24 protein-coding genes are annotated in these 20881 nt (G+C 72.1%); 11 read left to right on the top strand and 13 right to left on the bottom strand.

The features are described 5' to 3' along the window. Positions 1-24: 24 nt before the first annotated feature. The 4 genes from CIK81_RS03795 to CIK81_RS03815 form a co-directional block, all read right to left on the bottom strand. Positions 25-759 (bottom strand): thioredoxin domain-containing protein, encoded by a 735-nt coding sequence (locus tag CIK81_RS03795; protein ID WP_114355398.1) that lies wholly within the window; start codon positions 757-759, stop codon positions 25-27. 229 nt (positions 760-988) lie between these two features. Next, positions 989-1672: a pyridoxamine 5'-phosphate oxidase gene (gene pdxH / locus CIK81_RS03805; protein WP_114306718.1), complete on the bottom strand. Its 684-nt coding sequence runs from the start codon at positions 1670-1672 to the stop codon at positions 989-991. A 40-nt stretch (positions 1673-1712) separates the two neighbouring features. Next, complete coding sequence (locus CIK81_RS03810; RefSeq protein WP_114304843.1) at positions 1713-2009, bottom strand: hypothetical protein; 297 nt, start codon at positions 2007-2009, stop codon at positions 1713-1715. Positions 2010-2165: 156 nt separating this feature from the next. Further along, positions 2166-2954 (bottom strand): IclR family transcriptional regulator, encoded by a 789-nt coding sequence (locus tag CIK81_RS03815; protein WP_114304842.1) that lies wholly within the window; start codon positions 2952-2954, stop codon positions 2166-2168. Between the two features lie 130 nt (positions 2955-3084). Between CIK81_RS03815 and CIK81_RS03820 the strand changes: the two genes are divergently transcribed. From CIK81_RS03820 to CIK81_RS03835, 4 genes are read left to right on the top strand one after another with little or no spacing between them, the layout of a single operon-like run. Beyond that, positions 3085-3969: a dihydrodipicolinate synthase family protein gene (locus CIK81_RS03820; RefSeq protein WP_114355399.1), complete on the top strand. Its 885-nt coding sequence runs from the start codon at positions 3085-3087 to the stop codon at positions 3967-3969. An 11-nt stretch (positions 3970-3980) separates the two neighbouring features. Continuing rightward, positions 3981-4916, top strand: a complete 936-nt coding sequence (gene garR, locus CIK81_RS03825) for a 2-hydroxy-3-oxopropionate reductase (protein WP_255411048.1) — start codon at positions 3981-3983, stop codon at positions 4914-4916. Positions 4917-4951: 35 nt separating this feature from the next. Continuing rightward, positions 4952-6403, top strand: a complete 1452-nt coding sequence (locus CIK81_RS03830; protein ID WP_199586269.1) for an enolase C-terminal domain-like protein — start codon at positions 4952-4954, stop codon at positions 6401-6403. A gap of 14 nt (positions 6404-6417) precedes the next feature. Then, complete coding sequence (locus CIK81_RS03835; RefSeq protein WP_114355444.1) at positions 6418-7548, top strand: mandelate racemase/muconate lactonizing enzyme family protein; 1131 nt, start codon at positions 6418-6420, stop codon at positions 7546-7548. A 277-nt stretch (positions 7549-7825) separates the two neighbouring features. Here CIK81_RS03835 and CIK81_RS03840 read toward each other — a convergent pair whose 3' ends face one another. After that, positions 7826-8350: a GNAT family N-acetyltransferase gene (locus CIK81_RS03840; protein WP_096164652.1), complete on the bottom strand. Its 525-nt coding sequence runs from the start codon at positions 8348-8350 to the stop codon at positions 7826-7828. 142 nt (positions 8351-8492) lie between these two features. Between CIK81_RS03840 and CIK81_RS03845 the strand changes: the two genes are divergently transcribed. From CIK81_RS03845 to CIK81_RS03875, 7 genes are all read left to right on the top strand, one after another. Then, on the top strand, positions 8493-9050 hold the full coding sequence (locus CIK81_RS03845; protein ID WP_096164651.1) for a DUF4242 domain-containing protein: 558 nt from the start codon (positions 8493-8495) through the stop codon (positions 9048-9050). A gap of 11 nt (positions 9051-9061) precedes the next feature. Next, positions 9062-10195, top strand: a complete 1134-nt coding sequence (locus CIK81_RS03850; protein ID WP_147272340.1) for an acyl-CoA/acyl-ACP dehydrogenase — start codon at positions 9062-9064, stop codon at positions 10193-10195. Continuing rightward, positions 10192-10899 (top strand): ABC transporter ATP-binding protein, encoded by a 708-nt coding sequence (locus CIK81_RS03855; RefSeq protein ID WP_114304840.1) that lies wholly within the window; start codon positions 10192-10194, stop codon positions 10897-10899. The genes CIK81_RS03850 and CIK81_RS03855 overlap by 4 nt, the downstream gene beginning before the upstream one ends. Beyond that, a complete protein-coding gene (locus CIK81_RS03860) occupies positions 10896-12053 on the top strand; it encodes an ABC transporter substrate-binding protein (protein WP_096164648.1) in 1158 nt (385 codons plus the stop codon). The genes CIK81_RS03855 and CIK81_RS03860 overlap by 4 nt, the downstream gene beginning before the upstream one ends. Next, entirely contained in the window at positions 12050-12895 is an 846-nt protein-coding gene (locus CIK81_RS03865) for an ABC transporter permease (RefSeq protein ID WP_114355402.1), read from the top strand. Before CIK81_RS03860 ends, CIK81_RS03865 begins: the two co-directional genes overlap by 4 nt. Before the next feature lie 153 nt (positions 12896-13048). Next, positions 13049-14266, top strand: coding sequence for an acetyl-CoA C-acetyltransferase (locus tag CIK81_RS03870; protein WP_114355403.1), 1218 nt, complete (start codon positions 13049-13051; stop codon positions 14264-14266). Next, positions 14266-15537 (top strand): acyl-CoA dehydrogenase family protein, encoded by a 1272-nt coding sequence (locus CIK81_RS03875; RefSeq protein WP_114355404.1) that lies wholly within the window; start codon positions 14266-14268, stop codon positions 15535-15537. The genes CIK81_RS03870 and CIK81_RS03875 overlap by 1 nt, the downstream gene beginning before the upstream one ends. 37 nt (positions 15538-15574) lie before the next feature. Here CIK81_RS03875 and CIK81_RS03880 read toward each other — a convergent pair whose 3' ends face one another. From CIK81_RS03880 to CIK81_RS03915, 8 genes are all read right to left on the bottom strand, one after another. After that, positions 15575-15967 (bottom strand): hypothetical protein, encoded by a 393-nt coding sequence (locus CIK81_RS03880; RefSeq protein WP_096164644.1) that lies wholly within the window; start codon positions 15965-15967, stop codon positions 15575-15577. A gap of 195 nt (positions 15968-16162) precedes the next feature. Continuing rightward, positions 16163-16972 carry a nitroreductase family protein gene (locus CIK81_RS03885; protein WP_114355405.1) on the bottom strand — a complete coding sequence of 270 codons (810 nt, stop codon included), beginning with the start codon at positions 16970-16972 and terminating at the stop codon, positions 16163-16165. Between the two features lie 2 nt (positions 16973-16974). After that, on the bottom strand, positions 16975-17313 hold the full coding sequence (locus CIK81_RS03890; protein ID WP_096197055.1) for a hypothetical protein: 339 nt from the start codon (positions 17311-17313) through the stop codon (positions 16975-16977). 65 nt (positions 17314-17378) lie between these two features. Beyond that, on the bottom strand, positions 17379-18494 hold the full coding sequence (locus tag CIK81_RS03895) for a PLP-dependent cysteine synthase family protein (RefSeq protein ID WP_096164879.1): 1116 nt from the start codon (positions 18492-18494) through the stop codon (positions 17379-17381). A 53-nt stretch (positions 18495-18547) separates the two neighbouring features. After that, positions 18548-19012 (bottom strand): hypothetical protein, encoded by a 465-nt coding sequence (locus CIK81_RS03900; RefSeq protein ID WP_096164641.1) that lies wholly within the window; start codon positions 19010-19012, stop codon positions 18548-18550. 47 nt (positions 19013-19059) lie between these two features. Beyond that, positions 19060-19815: a GNAT family N-acetyltransferase gene (locus CIK81_RS03905; protein WP_096164640.1), complete on the bottom strand. Its 756-nt coding sequence runs from the start codon at positions 19813-19815 to the stop codon at positions 19060-19062. 143 nt (positions 19816-19958) lie between these two features. Then, on the bottom strand, positions 19959-20441 hold the full coding sequence (locus CIK81_RS03910; protein ID WP_096197057.1) for an SRPBCC domain-containing protein: 483 nt from the start codon (positions 20439-20441) through the stop codon (positions 19959-19961). A 2-nt stretch (positions 20442-20443) separates the two neighbouring features. After that, positions 20444-20851, bottom strand: a complete 408-nt coding sequence (locus CIK81_RS03915) for a helix-turn-helix transcriptional regulator (RefSeq protein ID WP_096164638.1) — start codon at positions 20849-20851, stop codon at positions 20444-20446. Between the last annotated feature and the right edge of the window lie 30 nt (positions 20852-20881).

Raw genomic sequence — 20881 nt, forward strand, 5'->3', positions numbered from 1 at the left:
AGGGCGGGACCGACCGGGCGAGCCTCAGGCCGCCTCGACGGCCTCCTTGACGCTGCCGGGAGCGGCGAGGTCGCCCGTGAACTGCTCTCCGTCCAGGAGCACCGTCGGCGTGCCCTGGGTGCTCGATCCGGCCTCGGGCTCCACCACGTCCTCGATCCAGGGCAGATAGGTGCCCTCGGCGATGCACTGGCCGACGTCCAGGCCGGTGGCCTCGTCGACCACCTGCGCGAGCTCGTCATCGGTGAGCCCCTCGGTGCCCGGCTGGGCCTCGAACAGGGCCGATTCGGCCGGGAACCATAGCTCGGGATCCTCGGCGTGGGCGCACACGGCAGCGTTCGCCGCCCGGCCGGAGTAACCCACGGGCGTGGAGTTCGGGTCGAGCATCGGGCGCGGATGCATGCGCAGCGTGATCTCGCCGTCGAGCGCCAGCTGCGCGAGGTCCTCGCCCTGCGCCTCCTCGAAGGTCTTGCAGTGCGGGCAGAGGAAGTCGAGGTAGACATCGACCACCGGCCCATCCGAGCTGGTGCTGAGCTCGAGGTACGGCTGGTCCTCGTCGACACCGGGCGGGGTGATGAGCTCACCGGAGGTCGACGTGCCGTCGCGCTGGTCCCCGGAGCCCCCGGAGTCCCCGGAGTCGAGGGAGCGGAAGTACACGATGCCGGCGATGAGCGCGGCCACGACGAGCAGCACGAGAGCCAGGCAGGCGATCGCGGCGAAGATCCCCACGATGAGCGGGGTGCGGGAGCGGGGCTGGGCCATGATCCACCTCGGGAGCTGGTCGGTCGAAAGACCCGCCGTGTCCCGGGCCCGCAGGAGAGCCTAGCGGCTGCGGTGTCCGGCCCGTGGTGCGCTCCGAAGCCATGACGGCCGACCTCCCGAGCGATCTGTGGCTGCTGGCCGAGCCCGAGTCCGCGCTCTCTCTCAGTGGCTGCCTGGCCCTGCTGGGGCTGCTGAGCCGGAGAGTTCCGCAGCCCGGAGAGCTCTGTCCTCAGGGCTGGAGGCGGTGCCGCTGCCAGTTGCCGTCGGCCGTGACGTCGTAGACGATCCGGTCGTGAAAGCGGTTCTCGCGGCCCTGCCAGAACTCGACGCGCTCCGGATGGATCCGCAGGCCGCCCCAGAACTCCGGCCGTGGCACGTCGGCACCCTCGAAACGGGCCTCGATCTCGGCATACCGCGCATCGAGATCCACGCGCGAGTCGATCGGCTGGGACTGGTGGGACGCCCAGGCTCCCAGCTGCGAGCCGCGAGGGCGCTGCGCCCAGTACGCGTCGGAGTCCGCCGCAGGCAGCCGCTCGACCCGCCCCTCGATGCGCACCTGCCGCTGCAGCGGGTACCAGGGCAGCAGGAGGGCGGCGCGCGGGGTGGCCTCGAGCTCCGCAGCCTTCGGGGAGGAGAGGTTCGTGTAGACGACGAAGCCGCCGTCGTCGTGCCCCTTCAGCAGCACCGTGCGCGAGCGGGGGCGCGGGACGCCGCCGGGATCCAGCGCCACGGTGGACAGCACCACGGCCGACGGGTCGGAGAGATCGCCGTGCTGCTCGCGGCGGGCGAAGGCCTCGTCCATCCAGACGTCGAACAGGGCCAGCGGGTCCGCGGGGGCGTCGTCGGGCAGGGACCCGGCGAGGTAGTCGAGGCGCTCCTCGGCCAGATGATGTGCGGCGGATCGATCGGTCATGCTCGTGATCCTAGTGACCTCCGGCGCGGCCGACGGCGGCTCAGACGGTCGCGAGACGGCGCCTGTGGTGGCGCGGGATGAGGCGGCGGCCGCGAGCGGCCGGACGGGATCCGGTCGCGGCGGTGTCGCGGGTCGTGGGCCTGGTGCTCTCGGGCGCTGTCGTGGCCTCGAGGGCCAGGGTGCTCGGGTCGAGCCCCTGCTCGGCGGCGCGGGCCTTGGCGGCGCGCACGGCATGCAGCGCCTCGACGTCGCCCCACGCGGCAGGCAGGGGACGGTAGGCGATGGGCTCCTCGGAGGCGGCTCGGGTGCGGCTGGTGGCGATGGTTGCGTTTCTCATGCCTCGAGCATCGCGGCGGACGGGGTGCCGGAGCGTCCCCCCAGGAGCGCGGACCGGTCCTCCTCGGGTCGGATCCTTCGAGGCCGGCCCCCGACCCCGGGTGGAGCCGTGCCCGGAGCGCCGTCCGCCTCGCTGGAGGCCGACCAGGTCAGGGCGTCAGGGCCCGACGACGGGGGCCGATTCCTCGATGCGGTCGCGGGCGTCCTCGAGGGCCGCGATGATCTCTTCCCAGCGCCCCGGGGTGAGTCGACGGATCGGCACCGAGCAGCTGATGGCGTCGGTGACCGGGCGGGTGTAGCGCAGCGCGAGGCCGATGCACCGCAGCCCCTCGGTGTTCTCCTGCTCGTCGATCGCGTAGCCGCGCTGCTCGGCCAGGGCGAGGTCCTCCTCGAGCTCTGCGAGCCGGGTGTGGGAGAAGCGGGTCAGGGCGGGCGCCATCTCGGTGGGCCGGGCGGCCGGCTCCTCGGCGAGGATCGCCTTGCCGAGCGAGGTGTGCACGGCCGGCAGCCGACGGCCCACGCGCGGCATGACCCGCGTGTACTCGCGGGACTCGACCGTCGCGAGGTAGACGACCTGGTCGCGGTCGAGGCGGGCGAGGTGGACGGTCTCGCCGAGGGAGGTGGCGAGGTCCGCGAGGATCGGATGCGCCAGGCGCACCCGCGGATCGCGGTCGATGTAGCTGGTCCCGGCGAGCAGGGCGCGGATGCCGATCGAGTAGTAGGAGCCCGTCGGCTCGGTCTGCACCCAGCCCCGGGCGACCAGGGTCTGGAGCAGTGCATGGGTCGAGGAGCGCGGCCATTCCAGGGCGTCGGAGACCTCGCTCAGCCGGGTGAGCGTCCCTTGCCGGGCGGCCAGGAACTCGAGGACCTCGATCGTCCGGGCAGCGGACTTCACCTCGCGGACGCCGGAGGCACCGGCTGCGTCGGAGGTCGGGTTCGTGGCCATGGCCCGATGGTAACCGGGAACGCGCCTCTGATTCCGGTTCTCGGAGAAAAACACTCGAGCCCCCTTGTGTCACGTTGTCCACATATGTGAACCTGACTCCGACCTACTCGCCTCTGCACCGGAGCAGCCCATGAGCAGTCCGCACGGAATCATCCCCGCCCTCGTCACCCCGCTGACCGAGTCGGGGGACCTCCTCGAGGACGGTCTGCGCGACGTCCTCGACTTCACCATCGACCGCGGTGTGCACGGCATCTTCGTGCTCGGCAGCAGCGGCGAGATCTACGGCCTGGACGAGGACCAGAAGCGCCGGGTCGTCGAGATCACCGTCGAGCACGTCGCCGGCCGCGTCCCCGTCTACGCCGGGGCCAGCGAGATCACCACCCGCGACTGCCTGCGCACGGCGCGGATGATCGAGGAGGTGGGCGGCGTCGCCGGCCTCTCGGTGCTCACCCCGTACTTCATGACGCCCACCCAAGGTGAGCTGGTCACCCACTTCCGGGAGATCGCCGGCGGCACCGACCTGCCCGTCCTGCTCTACAACAACCCCGGGCGCACCCACGTCGAGCTCTCCGTCGAGACGGTCCTCGAGCTCGCCGAGGTCGACGGCGTGGTCGGCCTGAAGGACTCCGCGGGGGACCTCGAGCGTCTGCGCACGATCCTCGACGCGCGCCCGGCGGGCTTCACCGTCCTCGTCGGCCTCGACACCCACATCCTCCCCGCCCTCGAGGCCGGGGCCGAGGGGGCGATCGCCTCCACGGCGAACGTCGCCCCGCAGGTCGTCTCGGGCATCTACGAGGCGTACCGGGCCGGGGACCTCACCCGGGCCCGCAAGCTGCAGGAGGCTCTGACGTCGCTGCGGGACCTCGTCGGCCGCGCGACCTTCCCCCTGGTCCTCAAGGAGGGGCTGCGCATCGCCGGCATCGACGCCGGCAGCTGCTTCGCCCCGGCACGCGAGATCGATCCCCGGCTGCGCACGGAGCTGACGAGCGTCGTGGAGTCGCTCGCGGCTCTCTGACCTTCCCCGCGCTGCACCAGGAGTCCCATACCCACCACCGCACAGGAAGAGAGGACCTCATCATGAGGATCGGATTCATCGGACTCGGAATCATGGGCCGCCCCATGGCGGCGCACCTGCTCGCAGCAGGTCACGAGCTGGTCGTGCACAACCGGTCGCCCCGCGCCATGCAGGAGCTGGCCGACCAGGGCGCCGACACGGCGGACACCCCGAAGGAGGTCGCCCAGCAGGTCGACGTCATCCTCACGATGCTCCCGGACGGCCCCGACGTCGAGCAGGTCGTGCTCGGCGAGAACGGCGTCCTCGAGGGCGCCGCATCGGGATCGCTCCTGGTGGACATGAGCTCGATCGCCCCCGCGGTCAGCCGTCGCCTCCATGAGGCGCTCACCGAGCGCGGTGTCGGCATGCTCGACGCGCCGGTCTCCGGCGGAGAGCCCGGCGCGATCGAGGGCACCCTGGCCTTCATGGTCGGCGGTGCGCAGGCGGACCTCGACCGGGTCCGCGAGATCCTCGACCTCATGGGCAGCTCCGTCACGCTCGTCGGCCCGATCGGCGCCGGCAACATCGCCAAGCTCGCCAACCAGGCCATCGTCGCGGTGAACATCGCGGTCCTCGGCGAGGCGGCGGTGCTCGCCCGGAGCGCCGGCGTGGACCCCGCCTCGGTCATCGACGCGATCCGCGGCGGCCTCGCCGGCTCCAAGGTCATGGAGCAGAAGGCGCCGAAGATGCTCTCGGGCGACCACGCCCCGGGCTTCCGCATCGACCTGCACATCAAGGACCTCGACAATGCGCTGGGCACCGGGCACGAGAGCGGGTCGTCGCTGCCGCTGACCGCAGCCGTTCGCGAGATGATGACCGCGATCTCGGCGGCCGGGCACGAGCATGACGACCACTCCTCGCTCGCCACCTACTACGAGACGCTCGCCGGGCGGAGGATCGCCGAATGAGCACCGTGGCACGCACCCCCGCACAGGAGCACTCGATGACCGCCCAGGGCACAGCAGCACGAGGCACGACGGCACCCACCGTCGAGCGGATGGACGTCTTCCCCGTCGCGGGCCGGGACTGCATGGAGCTGAACCTCTCCGGCGCGCACGGTCCGCTGTTCACGCGCAACGTCGTGCTGCTGACCGACTCGAACGGCACCACCGGCGTGGGCGAGGTCCCCGGCGGCGAGCCGATCACCCGCACCCTCGAGGACGCCCGCCGGCTCGTCGAGGGCGCGAGCATCGCGGACCGCAAGAACGTGCTGCGCCGTATCGGTGAGGAGTTCGCCGACCGCGACAGCGCGGGCCGCGGCGACCAGACCTTCGATCAGCGCACCACGGTGCACGCCGTGACCGCGATCGAGGCCGCGCTGCTCGACCTGCTCGGCAAATGGGTGGGGCTGCCGGTCGCAGCCCTGCTCGGGGACGGGCAGCAGAGGACCGCGGTGAAGACCCTCGGGTACCTGTTCTACGTCGGCGATCCGGACCGCACCGACCTCGACTACGTGCGCGAGAGGGAGGCGGACGACGACTGGCACCGGCTGCGCCACGAGGAGGCCCTCACACCCAAGTCGATCGTGCGGCTCGCCGAGGCCGCCTACGACCGGTACGGCTTCGAGGACTTCAAGCTCAAGGGCGGAGTGCTCGACGGCGCCGAGGAGATGCAGGCGATCCGGACCCTCAAGGCCCGCTTCCCCGACGCCCGGATCACGCTGGACCCCAACGGGGCCTGGTCGCTCGAGGAGGCGATCGAGCTGTGCTCGGACGCGCAGGGCCTGCTCGCCTACGCCGAGGACCCCTGCGGGGCCGAGGGCGGCTACTCGGCGCGCGAGGTGCTCGCGGAGTTCCGACGGGCCACGGGGCTGCCGACGGCGACCAACATGGTCGCCACCAACTGGCGCGAGATGACCCATTCGCTCGCGCTGCAGTCGGTGTCTATCCCGCTCGCCGATCCGCATTTCTGGACCATGGAGGGCTCGGTCCGGGTCGCCCAGCTGTGTCACGACCTGGGCCTGACCTGGGGCTGCCACTCCAACAACCACTTCGACATCTCCCTGGCGATGATCGCCCACTGCGGCGCCGCCGCCCCCGGGAGGTACAACGCGCTGGACACCCACTGGATCTGGCAGGAGGGGCTCGAGCAGCTCACCCGGCAGCCGCACCGGATCGTCGGCGGCGAGATCACGGTGGACCCGGACGCTCCGGGGCTGGGCATCGAGATCGATCGCGACCGCCTCGAGGCCGCGCATGCGCTGCACCGTGAGGGGATCGCCGGCACCGGCGGCCGCGACGACGCCGTGACCATGCAGTACCTCGTGCCGGGATGGGAGTTCGACGCCCGGCGTCCCTGCCTCGTGCGCGACGAGGCCCCGACCCTAGGGCCGACGGCAGCGTCGACGGCAGCACCGGCCACCGCACCAAGCACAGCGACAGGAGCTCGACGATGACCCTCACCCACCAGATGCCGGGACAGGACCGGATCCGCTCGGTGGAGCTGTCGAGCGTGGTGCTCCCGCTGTCCACGCCGATCAGCGACGCCAAGGTGCTCACCGGCCGACAGCGGCCCATGACCGAGGTGGTGCTGCTGTTCGCGGAGATCCGCACCGAGCAGGGCCTGGAGGGCATCGGCTTCTCCTACTCCAAGCGAGGCGGTGGGCCGGCGCAGTACGCGCACGCCAAGGAGGTCGCCGACCTCCTGATCGGGGAGGACCCCTCCGACATCCCCCGCCTGTACGAACGGCTGCTGTGGGCGGGGGCCTCCGTCGGCCGCTCGGGACTCGCCACCCAGGCCCTCGCGGCGCTCGACATCTCCCTGTGGGACCTCAAGGCCAAGCGCGCCGGGCTCCCGCTCGCCAAGCTGCTGGGCCCGTACCGGGACTCCGTGCGCACCTACAACACCTCGGGAGGCTTCCTCAACGCACCGCTCGAGGAGGTCACCCGGAACGCCGTCCGCTCGCTCGAGGCCGGCATCGGCGGCATCAAGATCAAGGTGGGCCACCCCGACCCCGCCGTGGACCGTGCGCGCGTCACCGCCGTGCGCGAGGCGATCGGGGAGGATGCCCCGCTCATGGTCGACGCGAATCAGCAGTGGGATCGGCCGACGGCCCTGCGCATGGGGCGCTGGCTCGAGCAGTTCGACCTGGTGTGGATCGAGGAGCCGCTGGACGCCTACGACGTCGAGGGGCACCGGCAGCTCGCCGACGCCCTGGACACCCCGATCGCGACGGGGGAGATGCTCGCCTCCGTCGCCGAGCACGTGCGCCTGATCGACTCCCGAGCCTGCGACATCATCCAGCCCGACGCGCCGCGAGTCGGCGGGATCACCCAGTTCCTGCGCCTGGCGACCCTCGCCGACCACGCCGGCCTCCAGCTCGCTCCGCACTTCGCGATGGAGATCCACCTGCACCTGGCCGCCGCCTACCCGCGCGAACCCTGGGTCGAGCACTTCGACTGGCTGGACCCGCTGTTCGAGGAGCGGCTGGAGACCCGCGACGGGCGCATGCTCGTGCCAGACCGCCCCGGCCTCGGCATCACCCTGTCGCAGCGGTGCCGTGCCCTGACCCGCGAGTCCGTGGTGCTCGGCAGGAGCTGACAGCCAGGACGCGGGGCTCGGGATGCGGGATCCGGGGTGCAGGTCTCGGGGTCGGGGTCGGGGCGCCGGGTGCAGGTCTCGGGGCACCGCTCCTGCGCTCAACCGCCTCGTCGGCGTCGTCCGGGCCGTGGATGGTCGGGGCCCATGTCGCGGGCGGGCCGCTGGTGAGGTGCACCGGCGATATCGCCAGTGCTCGTCGCCAGAGGCCCGTCGGTGACACGGTGACCGCCCCTGTCGGTGGGATGGCTGCCGCTCCCAGGGGCGGGGGCTCGGCCGCTCAGCGCACCATGCGGATGTCCCGGATGTTCCCGAGCTGCTCCTCGACGCGGGCCGCCCCGTCGGGCGTGAAGCCGAGCTTCTCGTAGAAGCGGCGTGCCCGGGGGTTCTCCTCGGCGACCCACACCGAGGCGGGCCCGCCGTCGAGGACCGACTCCGCGAGCGCGCGCCCCAGACCGCTCCCGAACCACGCCTCCTCGATGTAGAGGATCGACAGCTCCCGGCCGCGCACAGGCTGCTTCTCGCGGGGAGGCCAGGAGGCCGCGAGCCCGATCGGGGTGCCCTCGGCGTCGCGACCGATGCGGTAGATCCCCTGGTCGTGAGCAGGCGTGTCGGGCGTGAGCCAGGAGGTCCACTGGGTGGTACGTCGGTCGACCGCCTGCTGCCCGAACCACTGCTCACCCGCGAGCAGATGCGAGTAAGCCGCCCTCCACCCGTCCACGTGGATCCGCGCGATCGCGGGGACGTCCTCGAGCCGCGGACGGTCGATCGTGAACGTCGGCGGGGTGGTGGGCGTGGAGCTCATACGCCGAGTCTGCCTCAGCGGGCGGGGGAGGGCGTCCTCACGCCGCAGGCCACGGAGGATGCAGGGACCCCGCGTAGGCCCTTATGCTGTCCATAAGTTGTGCTTCGGGTGTGTTCCCGAAGATTCCGTCGAGAGGTGTGACATGGCTCTGTTCCTGTTCGAGATCGAACCCGCTTCCGCCACCCGTGAGGGCGTCCAGGCCGTTCTGGACGCTCTGGTGGGAGGCGCCGGGGCCGACGCATCCCGTGAGGTCATCGAGTCGCAGGTCGCGGCCGACCACTCGCGTCTGTTCACGATCGTCGAGGCGGAGTCCGCCGAGACCGCCGGCGAGATCTCCGCCGCGGTGGGCGATGCGGCGACGTCCGTCGAGGGGCCCGACGAGGTGCGCCTGGTCGGGGCGGAGCTCGAGGACATCAAGGCGCTGCGCCGCGGGGCCGGATACCTCGTGGAGTGGGACATCCCCGCCGAGATCACGATGGAGAAGTACCTCGCCCGCAAGAAGGCGAACGCCCCCAAGTACGCCGAGGTCCCCGAGACGTCGTTCCTGCGCACCTACGTGCGCGAGGACACCGCGAAGTGCCTGTGCTTCTACGACGCGCCCGACGAGGACGCCGTCCGTCGTGCCCGCGACGCCGTCGAGACCCCGGTCGACCGCATCTGGGCGCTCGGCGCGATCGATCTCGGGGCCTCGTCCTCGTGAGCCCGGAGGCGGTGACGGCCCCTGTCCGCTCCCGTCTGGGGCTCGCGGAGCTGCCTGCGGGAGCGCTGCCGGTGCTCGAACGGGCCGGTGAGCGGGCCCGCGCCGTCGATCGCGAGGGGGGAGACCCCTGGGAGACTCTGCGCGAGCTCGGTGAGCTGGGGCTGCTCGCGGCGCCGCTGCCCCTCCAGGTCGAGCTGATCCACGCTCTGGCCAGGCGCTGCACCGCCACGGCGTTCTCGCTGTGGGGGCACCATTCCGCGCTCGAGTACCACTGGGTCACCGGCTCGACGCCGCCCGACGGTGCCGAGGCGGGCAGGCTCGCCCTGGCCTCCGGCATGGCCCCCGCCTACAAGGAGGAGGCCGGCCTCGGCGAGATCCCGCTGGTCGCCACCGATCGTCCGGACGGCTCGCTCGCGGTCGATGGCGTCCTGCCCTGGTGCTCGAACCTGCGCGAGGGCGCCTGGATCGTGATGCCCGTGCGCTGGGAGGACGGCCGGCGCGCGATCGTGCGCATCGCCCGGGACGCCCCCGGTGTCGGCGTGACGCCGCTGGTCGGGCTCATGGCGCTGGACGGAACGTCCTCCGGCGTGCTTCGTCTCGAGCAGGTCGCTGTTCCGGCGGGGGACGTGCTCACGCAGGACGTCCCGGACTTCCGCGACCGCGCTCGCGCCGCCTTCCTGCTGCTCCAGAGCGGGATGTGCCTGGGACTGGCGGGAGCGGCGCTCGACGCCGCCGAGGCCGCGGCGGATCCCGTCGCGCAGCGGGTGCTGGCCGACGAGCTCGCGGCCGGGCGCGCCGACTGGGAGTCGCTGCGCGATGACCTGGTGCGCACGGTCCGGACCGCCGCGTGGGATGCCAGGGATGCCAGGGATGCCAGGGATGCTGGGGATGTAGGGGAGGCCGACGCCGCTGCAGCGGCCGTCTCGCCGCGCGAGCTCGTCAGCGTCCGTCTCGAGGTCGCACTGCTCACCGGGCGCGCGACCCAGCTCGAGCAGAAGACCGTCGGCGGGCGCGGCTACGCGCAGGCGTCCGACACTTCGCGGCGCGCCCGCGAGGCGGCGTTCCTCCCGGTGCAGTCGCCCACGGAGACCCATCTGCGTCATCTCCTCGTGCCGGCCGACGACAGCGCCAGGAGCCGGCCATGAGCAAGCTCGCGCTGCGAGGAGTGACCCGCTGGCACACGGGCGCCCCGGCCCCTGTGCTCGCCGGTCTCGACCTCGACGTCGGCGAGCACGAGACGGTCTGCGTGCTCGGCGCCTCCGGAGCGGGCAAGTCGACCCTGGTGCGTGTGCTCGCAGGGCTCGACGAGCCTCAGGCCGGCAGCATCGACCTCGCCGATTCCCGTCGGCCCGCGCTCGTGCCGCAGTCACCGGACCTGTTCCCGTGGCTGACCGTCGCCGAGAACGTCGGCCTCGGGGCCCGCTACGCCGCGAACGCGGGGCGCGTCAGCGATGCCCGCGTGCGCGAGCTGCTCGAGGATCTCGGGATCGCAGAGCTCGCCGCCGCCCTGCCCGCGGAGCTCTCCGGCGGGCAGGCCCAGCGCGTCGCCCTCGGCCGCGCGCTCGCCGTGGACCCCGGCGTGGTCCTGCTCGACGAGCCGTTCTCCGCCCTCGATCCCGCGATCCGCGCCGACCTGCAGGTGTGGCTGCGCGAGGTCCTCACCCGGGTGCAGATCGCCGCGGTGCTCGTCACCCACGACGTCGACGAGGCCCTGGTGGTCGCCGACCGCATCGTCTACCTCGAGGGCGCCCGCGGGTTCACCGCCCAGTGGCGCCCCCGGGAGGACGGCACCACACGCCAGGAGATCCTCGCCCACTACCGCGGCGGCACCGTCCAGGCAGCGGTGTGAGAGCGGCTCCGAGCCGCCGTGCCCTGCTCGGCGCGGGCGGATCGCTGCTGCTGTCCGGCGCGGCCGGCGGCGCCGTCGGGCTCGGCGTGCGCCGCAGCAGCGCCTCCCCGGTGGATCCGGACCGTCCTCTGCGCATCGCCTACCTGCCCATCACCGATGCCGCACCGCTGCTCGTCGCCCACGCGCGCGGCCTCTTCGCCGAGGAAGGGGTCGAGGTCGACGAGCCCGTCCGCCTGCGCTCGTGGGCGTCGATGGGGGAGACCCTGCTCGGGGGCAGCGTCGACCTCGTGCACCTGCTGTTCCCGATGGCCCTCCAGATGCGGCTGGACCTCGGTGCGGACATCCGCGTGCTCGGCGCCAATCACGTCGACGGTTCGGCACTCACCCTCGGCCGCGATGTCCCCGAGGTCGGTGCACTGGCCGGGCGCACGATCGGGATCCCCGCCTGGTACTCGATCCACAACGTCATCGTCCAGCAGATGCTGCGCGCCGAGGGGCTCACCCCCGTCGTGCGCCGCACCGCCTCCCGTGATCGCGGCGAGGTCACCCTGGTGCCGATGGCCCCGTCGGACATGATCCCCGCCCTGGACGCCGGCTCGATCGGCGGCTACACCGTGGCGGATCCCTTCAACGCGATGGCCGAGGGCAAGGGCATCGGCACCATCGGCCGCTACCTCGGCGACGTCTGGCGCTCCCACCCCTGCTGCGTGACCGTCGCGACCGGCGGGCTCCTGCGCCGGCCGCCCGAGCAGATCCAGGGCGTCGCCAATGCCCTCGTGCGCGCCCAGCAGGCCTGCCGCGAGGACCGCGAGGCCGTCGCCGCCGAGCTCTCCGGCCGCTATCTCCCGCAGCCCCTTCCGGCCATCACCGCAGCGCTCGGCCGGCCCGATGCCGGGCACGCGCACGTCGCGCACCCCGACTGGCACGGCGAGACCATCGACTTCACCCCGGTCCTGCGGCCGGGCTTCACCACCCGGCTCGTCGAGGAGATGCGCTCGACGCTGCTGGACGCCCCGCTCGGCGCGCTCGACCGGCTCGACGCGGAGGACGCCCACGGCCTCGTTGTCGACGACGGGGCGCTGCGCGATGCCGCCCGCCGCCTGGACCCCTCGGCCCTGACCGGCCTCGACGACCCCGAGGAGATCTCGCCATGAGCATCGCCCCCACCGACCTCGAGACGGCCGACGCGCCGCACGCCGGTGCCGGCGCCTCGCCGCCTGCCGACGGCCGACGCTCCGCCCCCTGGGCCTGGGGACTGCTCGGCGTGGTCGCGGCGGTCCTCGCCTGGTGGGCCCTGACGGCCGTCGGCGGTGCGGGAAGCCCCATGCTCGCGGCGCTGTCCCCCTGGGGCGTCCCGCAGGCGCTGGCCTCCCTGCTGTCCACCGGTGTGCTGCTCGAGGACCTCCTGACCAGTACGACCCGGCTCCTGCTGGGTCTCCTCATCGCCACGGTCCTCGGGGTGCCGCTGGGTGCGCTGATCGGGCTGCATCGGCCCACGCGATGGGCGAGCGGGGGCGTGGTCCAGTTCGTGCGGATGATCTCGCCGCTGTCCTGGGCCCCCGTGGCCGTGGCACTGCTCGGCGTGGGCTCCGCGCCGGTGGTGTTCCTGGTGGCGGCCGCCGCCGTCTGGCCGATCCTGCTGGGCACCTCCTCCGCCGTCATGTCGATCGATCAGCGCTTCATCGCCGTCGCCCACACGCTCGGAGCGCGCCGCGGCGAGATCCTGCGCACCGTGGTGGTGCCCTCCGTGCGCCCGGCGGTGCTGCAGTCGGTGCGCATGGCCCTCGGGATCTCCTGGGTGGTGCTGGTGCCGGCCGAGATGCTCGGGGTCACCAGCGGCCTCGGCTACGAGATCCTCAACGCCCGCGACCGCCTCGCGTACGACGAGATGATCGTGGTGATCCTCGTGATCGGAGCACTCGGCGCTGCGATCGACGCCCTGGCTCGCCTGCTGCTGACCCCGCGCCGCCGCAGCGGACGCCCTCTGCCTGCCTGAGCGGCCGCACGGCGTCCGCCCGGTCGGCCGCGCGGGCCCCCGACTTCCCACGAAGTATCTAGAACCCTTAGTATCGGGAAAGCTGGTCGCGGCCGCTCGGCTCCGCCGATGTCGTGCCCGCGTCCACGTCTGCCGCCATCGAAGGAGATCTCCGTGCCCGAGGCCGTCATCGTCGCCACCGCCCGCTCACCCATCGGCCGCGCCCGCAAGGGCTCCCTGAAGGACGTCCGACCGGACGACCTCGCGGCCCAGATGATCCGGGCCGCCCTCGACCAGGTCCCGGAGCTGGACCCGTCCACCATCGACGACCTGCAGCTGGGCTGTGCGATCCCCGAGGGCTACCAGGGCGGCAACCTCGCCCGGACCGTCGCGATCCGTCTCGGCCTGGACTCGGTGCCCGGTGCGACCGTGACCCGGTTCTGCGCCTCCTCGATCCAGACCACTCGCGCCGCCTTCCACGCGATCGCCTCCGGCGAGGCGAGGGCCGTGATCTCCGCCGGCGTCGAGTCGATCTCCCTGAGCTCCGGCAAGCTCATGGAGGAGGACGCCCGCAATCCGCAGTTCCGGGAGGCGTGGGAGCGCACCGACAAGCGTGCGAGCCGCGAGGTCCCCGCCCCCTGGCACGATCCGCGCGAGGACGGCGAGCTGCCCGACGCCTACATCCAGATGGGCCAGACCGCCGAGAACGTCGCCGAGCTGCGCGGGATCTCCCGTGCCGCCCAGGACGAGTACGCGGTGCGCTCGCAGAACCGCGCCGAGGCCGCGAAGGCCGCCGGATTCTTCGACCGCGACATCACGCCCGTCACTCTGCCCGACGGCACCGTGATCAGCGCGGATGACTCCCCGCGGGCCGGCGTCACGCTCGACGCCGCGGCCGGCCTGGACCCCGTCTTCCGTCCCGACGGCACCGTCACCGCCGGCAACTGCTGCCCGCTCAACGACGGCGCCGCCGCCCTGGTGATCATGGAGGCCGAGTACGCCAAGGAGCTCGGCATCACGCCGCTGGCCCGCGTGGTCGCCACCGGCGTCTCCGGCCTCAGCCCCGAGATCATGGGCCTCGGCCCGGTCGAGGCCACCCGTCGGGCCCTCGCGCTCGCCGACCTGACCATCGACGACATCGACCTGGTCGAGCTCAACGAGGCCTTCGCCGCGCAGGTCATCCCGTCGGCCGAGGATCTCGGGATCGACCACGACAAGCTCAACGTCCACGGCGGCGCGATCGCGCTGGGCCACCCCTGGGGCTCGACCGGAGCCCGCCTGACCACCACCCTGCTGAACGGCCTGCGCGAGCGCGAGGGCCGCTTCGGCCTGGCCACCCTGTGCGTCGGAGGCGGGCAGGGCATGGCCCTCATCATCGAGAGGATGTCCTGATGACCAGCACCAGCACCAGCGATTCCGTCGCGACCGATCGCGCCGTCGTCTCCGCGCCGGACGCCTCTGCCGCCACCCCGGCGGACCTCCTGCCCCGCACCGCCGATCACCTCTCCCTGTTCCAGGACGTCACCGGTGACGACCTCGCGGCCTGGGCGGACGCCCGCTCGCTCGCCGACGAGGTGCTGCCGCGGATCAACGACTGGTGGGACCGCGGCGAGTACCCGATCGAGCTGATCGGGCGTCTCGGCGAGCTCGACCTGCTCACCGACGGACTCGACGTTCCCGGCCACCGCTCCCTCACACCGCTCGCGACAGGCCTGGTCAACATGGAGCTCTCGCGGATCGACGGCTCCGTCGGCACCATGGTCGGCGTGCAGGGAGGGCTCGCGCTGCGCTCGGTCATGCTGCTCGGCTCGGAGGAGCAGAAGCAGCGCTGGGCCGAGCCGCTCGCCGCCGGCACCGAATACGGCGCCTTCGCGCTCACCGAGCCCGACCACGGCTCCGACTCCGTCTCGCTCGAGACCGTGGCCCGCCGCGACGGGGACTCGTGGGTGCTCAGCGGCGAGAAGCGCTGGATCGGCAACGGCGCGGACTGCCACCTCTCCGTGGTGTGGGCGCGGGTGGAGGACGAGTCGGACTCTGCGCTGAACGGCCAGGTCAGCGGCTTCCTCGTGGACCAGTCGCTGCCCGGCTACGAGGCCGAGGTGATCCGCGGCAAGGTCGCCCTGCGCGCCATCCACCAGGCGCACATCTCCCTGCACGACGTGCGGATCCCGCTGGATGCCCGCCTGCCGGGCGCCCGCTCCTTCAAGGACACTTCTCGCGTGCTGTTCGCGACGCGCGCCGGCGTGGCCTGGGGCGCTCTCGGCCACGCGACCGCCTGCTACGAGGCCGCCCTCGAGCACGCGCAGAACCGCATCCAGTTCGGTCGCCCGCTCGCCAAGGCCCAGAACGTCCAGGTGCGCCTGGCCTCCATGCTGCAGACCCTCACCTCGATGCAGCTGTACTGCGTGCGGCTCGCCGAGCTCGAGGCCGCCGGCGCCATCCGGCCCGAGCAGGCCTCACTGGCCAAGGTGCACAACACCCGCGCGGCCCGCGAGATCGCGACCGATGCCCGCGACCTGCTCGGCGGCTCCGGGATCCTGCTGGAGAACCGTGTGGTGCGCCATCGCAGCGACATCGAGGCCCTGCACACCTACGAGGGCACCGACACGATGCAGTCGCTCATCGTGGGCCGCTCGATCACGGGGGTCAGCGCCTTCGCGTGAGGGCTGCCGGGTGCGCCCGGTTCGCTGTCTCCTGCGGTCACAACGGTGACCCGGCGTGGCTGGGCCGATGCATGTGCAGACCGCGATGACGCGTCGCCAGTGCCTCGCAGAGGCGGGTGACCAGCAGGTTCCCGGTCAGGCCCACGAAGATCGAGTGCGCCTCGGGGCGGGCGTGGTCCCCGTGCAGCCACTCGCCCGCCCAGGCGTCGAGGGCCGCGCAGGCCCGCAGTCCGCCCGGAGTGCCGGGCTCGCACGGGAGGATCCGGGTGGAGATGCCGGGCGGTGTCGAGGGCAACGGGCCGTGCTCGGCAGGGAGCTCGAGGACGAGCTCGCCGGAGGCGTCCTGCGGGAAGGAGGGGAGCAGCGCGCGCAGCAGGGGCAGATCCTGCTCGTCGCCGATCAGGAGGTGACGGTCGGGGCGCGCGGGCACGGTGCTCCTCAGCGGGGTCGACGGGTCGGCGGATCGCCGGAATCCCAGCGTAGAGACTCGACTGACGCTTAGGCAAGGCTCACCTAAGATGTGAACGGTGGTGGCGTCACGCTCGGGACCCGACCCTCCGAACTCGGAGCGAGGGCTGCCAGCGGCGGCGGCGCCGATGGCCACCGATGCCCCCGGTCGCGCGCGTCAGGTGCCCGGGCGGGTGTCCTCGTCCCATCCCGTCTGCGGGGTGGTGCAGGACTCGCGGAACACGAACTGGGAGGGCAGCTTCCGCTCCCGGCTCGACCAGTCGATCGCCGGCCGGCGCATCTTCTCCGGCAGGTAGCCGAGCCGGTAGACCGCCATCAGCTCGAGATCGTCGGGGACCTCCAGCAGCTCGACGATCTGCTGCCAGTTCTCAGGGACCTCCATCGGGAAGGAGACGAACTGGATGCCCATGCCGAGCTGCGTGGTGGTCAGCCAGAGATTCTCCATCGCCGCCCCCATGCTGAACACCGAATAGAACCCGGAGAGGGCCTCCGGCCGGTACTCGCCGCGCTCCAGCATCACGCCGACCAGCAGCGGGGACCCGGCCACGAGCTTCCGGTTCTCCTCGCCGAGCTTCTGCGGCACCCTCAGCCGGTTCATCATCTTCTGCCCCGACTCCGTGAACACCTGCCCGGTGAAGGGGCGCAGCAGGGCCGGGAGCCGGTCGAAGAGCATCCCGCTGCGCGTGCGGTCCATCTCCTGGCGGGAGAAGCGGAAGTACTTGCGATAGCGGTGGAAGAAGGTGCCCTCGCCCATCACCTGGGTCATGCTCTCGCCGCTGAGAGCCGCGACCCGGTCGATGGTGGCACGGTCCTCGAACAGCACGAAGCGCCAGGGCTGGCTGTTGAACTGCGAGGGCGCCGCCGCCGCGGCACGGATCAGCAGCTGCTGATGGTCCTCACGGACGGGATCGGGCAGGAAGGGCCCGTTGGTCGTGCGTCGGCCGAAGACGGCATCGAGGAACTCCATCATCACCTCCGGGCCAGGGCGAGCGCCCCGGCATAGCAGGGAGCTGCGAGCACGGCGGTGCGGGCGTGGCGGCCCAAGGGCCGGGACCCGTGGTGCTGCAGCAGGAACAGGGGCACGACCGCCGGGGCGAGGGCGAGTGCGGACGGATCCCGTCGCAGGGTCGCGGTCGCGATCGCCAGCAGGGTCGAGGTCACGGTCGCTATGTACAGACCGTGGTGGAGCCAGCGCATGGTCGAGGTGTCCACCGCGCCCACGGCGACGGACAGCCCCAGCGCGCCGTTGACGGTGTACGCCGCCGTGGCGGTGCGTACCGCAGTGCGGACGAGGAGTGTGTGCACCATGCCAGCATGCCGGGCGGAGCGCCGCGAGGGAACCTGGTGGACCGAACGGGCGGCCGAGACCCGGCTCAGACGCTCAGGATCGGAAGCATCCGCTCCAGCTCGGCGCGCCACGGCGCGAGGTCCCAGCCCTGCTCCGCGACCCAGTGGTCGTCGAAGTAGGTGTCCGAGTACCGGTCGCCCGGATCGCACAGCAGCGTCAGCACGGAGCCCTGCTCGCCGCGCTCACGCATCTGGGTGATGAGCTTCGCGGTCGCCACCAGGTTGGTGCCGGTCGAGGCACCGACCCGTCGGCCGAGCTTCTCGGAGAGATGGCGCGCACCGGCGACCGAGGCCGCATCGGGCACCCGGATCATCCGGTCCACCACCTCCGGGACGAAGCTCGGCTCCATCTGCTGCCGGCCGATGCCCTCGATCCGCGAGCCGGTCTCGGTGGTCACCGACGGATCGCCCTGCACCCAGCCGCCGAAGAAGGCGGAGTTCTCGACATCGGCGACGCACAGCGACGTGTCCAGGCTCCGGTACCGCAGGTAGCGGCCGAAGGTCGCGCTGGTCCCGCCCGTCCCGGCGCCGACGACGATCCAGCGCGGCACCGGGTGGGGCTCCAGCTCGAGCTGAGCGAAGGCGTTCACGGCGATCGAGTTGTTCCCGCGCCAGTCGGTGGCCCGCTCGGCGTGGGTGAACTGGTCCAGGAACAGGCCGCCCTGCTCCTGCGCCAGGCGCGCGGCCTCGCTGCTCATGAGCTCGGCCCGCTCCACGAAATGGCAGCGCCCACCCGCTGATTCGATGAGCGAGATCTTGCGCAGGCTGGTGCCGCGCGGGACGACGGCGATGAAGGGGAGGCCGAGCATCCGAGCCACGTGCGCCTCGCTGACCGCGGTCGAGCCGGAGGATGCTTCGATGACCGGCATGCCCGGGCGCAGCCAGCCGTTGACCAGTGCGAACAGGAACAGCGAATGGGCCAGCCGGTGCTTCAGGCTGCCCGAGGCATGTGTGGATTCGTCCTTGAGGTACAGCTCGATGCCCCAGTCGGCCGGCAGCTCGGCCTTGATCAGATGCGTGTCGGAGGAGCGGCGGTCGTCGGCATCCAGGCGGCGTATCCGCTCCGCCACCCACGCCCGCAGGGATTCGTCGCTGCGGTCCACGTCCTCGAGCTGCGTCAGCAGGGTCGGCTGTTCATCCATGCGACGACGGTACCCGGGTGCCGTCACGAGGCGGACCGCCCTCGGGGTCGGCGTCAGACGGTCGAGGCGGTGGCAGTGGAGGAGGTCGAGCACCGCCTGTCCTCGCGTCGAGCACGGTCGCCGAGCAGCTCCACCGTGCGGGCATCGTCCCAGCGGAGGAGGGTGTACAGCGTCACCGGCAGGAGGATCGTGACCGCGATGCGCCAGGGCAGGGCGACCTCCGTCGGGAAGTTCGCCAGCAGGGGCACGAGCGCCACGGAGAACACCGAGACGACGATCCGGGCCGGGGTGAGGGCCGGGGCGAGCAGCGTGCCCCAGCAGCGGATCTGCATCGTGAGGGAGACGACGACGAACAGGCCCGCCACCACGAGGAACAGCACGAGGCCGAGGGTGAGCGGAACCGGGACGAGGGCCAGCCGCAGCACGAAGGCGAGGCCGAGCAGGACCGATGCGCTCGCGTGGGCCCATCGGGGCACCCGGCGCGGCGTGGCCTGCCGGACAGTGGTCGACGTGCTCATCGGCTGCTCCTTCGGGGCGTTCTGCTCCTGCGGGGTCTCCGTCGAGGCTACGGGGTGCGCACCGCCCCGAACAGCACCTCGCGACGCAGCCGGAAGCCGAGCTTCTCGTAGCCGGCGATCGCTCCGGTGTTGCCGGCCGAGGCGTGCAGCAGGGCCTGGTCGCCGCGCTGCTGGATGTGGAAGGCGACATCGCGGATCAGCCGCGAGGCGAGCCCCTGGCGGCGAAAGTCCTCGTCGACCGCGACCGCACTGATCTCGGTCCATCCGTCGGGATGCAGTCGCTCGCCGGCCATGGCGATCAGGCGTCCGGCGCGCCGGATCCCGACGTACCGCCCCAGCTCATGGGTGCGGGGGAGGAACGGCCCGGGCTTGGTCCGCTCGACGAGGGAGAGCATGTCGGTGGAATCCGCGGCGCCGAGCTCGATCGCCTCGTCGTCCGGCCGGGCCTCGAACCGGTCCGTCTGCACCAGCTGCACGCCGGGGATGCTGAACACCGGGGTCCAGCCGTCCGGGAGCAGCGGGTCGGCGTGGGAGACGCCCACCACGGCGTCGTGCCCGAACACGTCCAGGATCGCGTCCCAGACCTCCGGGTGCTCCCAGTCCTTCACCCCGACGAACGGCGAGACGTCCGCCGGGAAATGCCGGACCAGCTCGTTCCCGATGGCCAGGTGGGCGTGACGCCCGGTCAGCGAGGACCAAACAGGGTTGTCGAGCACGGGGTCGCCGAGTGCGTCGGCGTGCTCGGTGCGTTCGGCCGGTCCGGGCTGGTCAGCCTGCCCGTTCTGCGCGTTCTGCAGGGCCATGCGTGCTCCTCGATCGAGCCGGTGAGGCCCGGCCTCGCGAGGCCGGGAGATGCCCCCGACACGCTACCCTCCGCGGGCGCGGACGCCGCGGATCGTGTCACGCGGCGTGACGACGCGTGGCGCGATCCGCGACGACCTGCTGATCAGGCGATGAGACCGTCGATCTGATCGATCGCCGTGCGCGAGCCCTCCTCGACACCCATGTCGAGCACGGTCTGCAGCCCCTCGCGGGACGCGAAGCTGGTGACATAGGTGGCCAGCGTGCCGTCCCCCTGCGCTGCGAAGGTGCTCACGCAGGTCGAGACGGGCAGATCGGTGTTCGGGGAGAAGTCCTCGTGCGCGAAGCCGTCCTCGTAGGTGAAGGACTCCGGTTCCTCCACCGCGAGCACCGTCCAGTAGCCGTAGTGCCGCTCGCCCTCCGGGCCGGTCATGTAATAGGTGACGCGGCCGCCCGGAGCGAGGTCGTGGTCGACCACCGTGGCGGGGAACTCCGGCGGGCCCCAGACCTTCTCGAGCTGGCGCGGATCCGCGTAGATCTCCCAGATGCGCTGGACAGGGGCGGCGAACTCCGCGGTGATCGTGAGGGTGAGGGCGTCGAGATCGTGGCGGATGTCGGTGACAGGCATGGTCAGTCCTTCCGAGGGGGCGATGAGGCCGCCGCACGATGCTGCGCTGCCGGCGGATGCTGCGGTGCTGCGGGCAAGGAGGCTGCCTCCGCGCCCAGGAGGTCGTCGATGCGGGCGATGCGCTCGCGCCAGACGTCCTCCAGCTCGGCGAGGAGCCGCGCGGCGGACCGCACTGCTCCGGCCTGGCCGCTGGCCAGGGTCTCCCGGCCGCTGCGACGCCTCGTGATCAGGCCTGCCCGCTCGAGGGTCACGACGTGCTTCTGCACGGCCGTGAGACTCATGGAGTAGTTCCTGGCCAGCGATGAGACCGACTGCTCTCCCCGCATCACGCGCCGCAGGATGTCGCGCCGCGTGCGGTCGGAGAGGGCATGGAACCAGGCGTCGGCCCGCTCCTCGTCGATCGTGTCCATACCCGGAATCTACAACCAAATGGTTGTGCG

It is taken from the genome of Brachybacterium sp. JB7 (genome assembly GCF_003335205.1).
GTDB lineage: Bacteria > Actinomycetota > Actinomycetes > Actinomycetales > Dermabacteraceae > Brachybacterium > Brachybacterium alimentarium.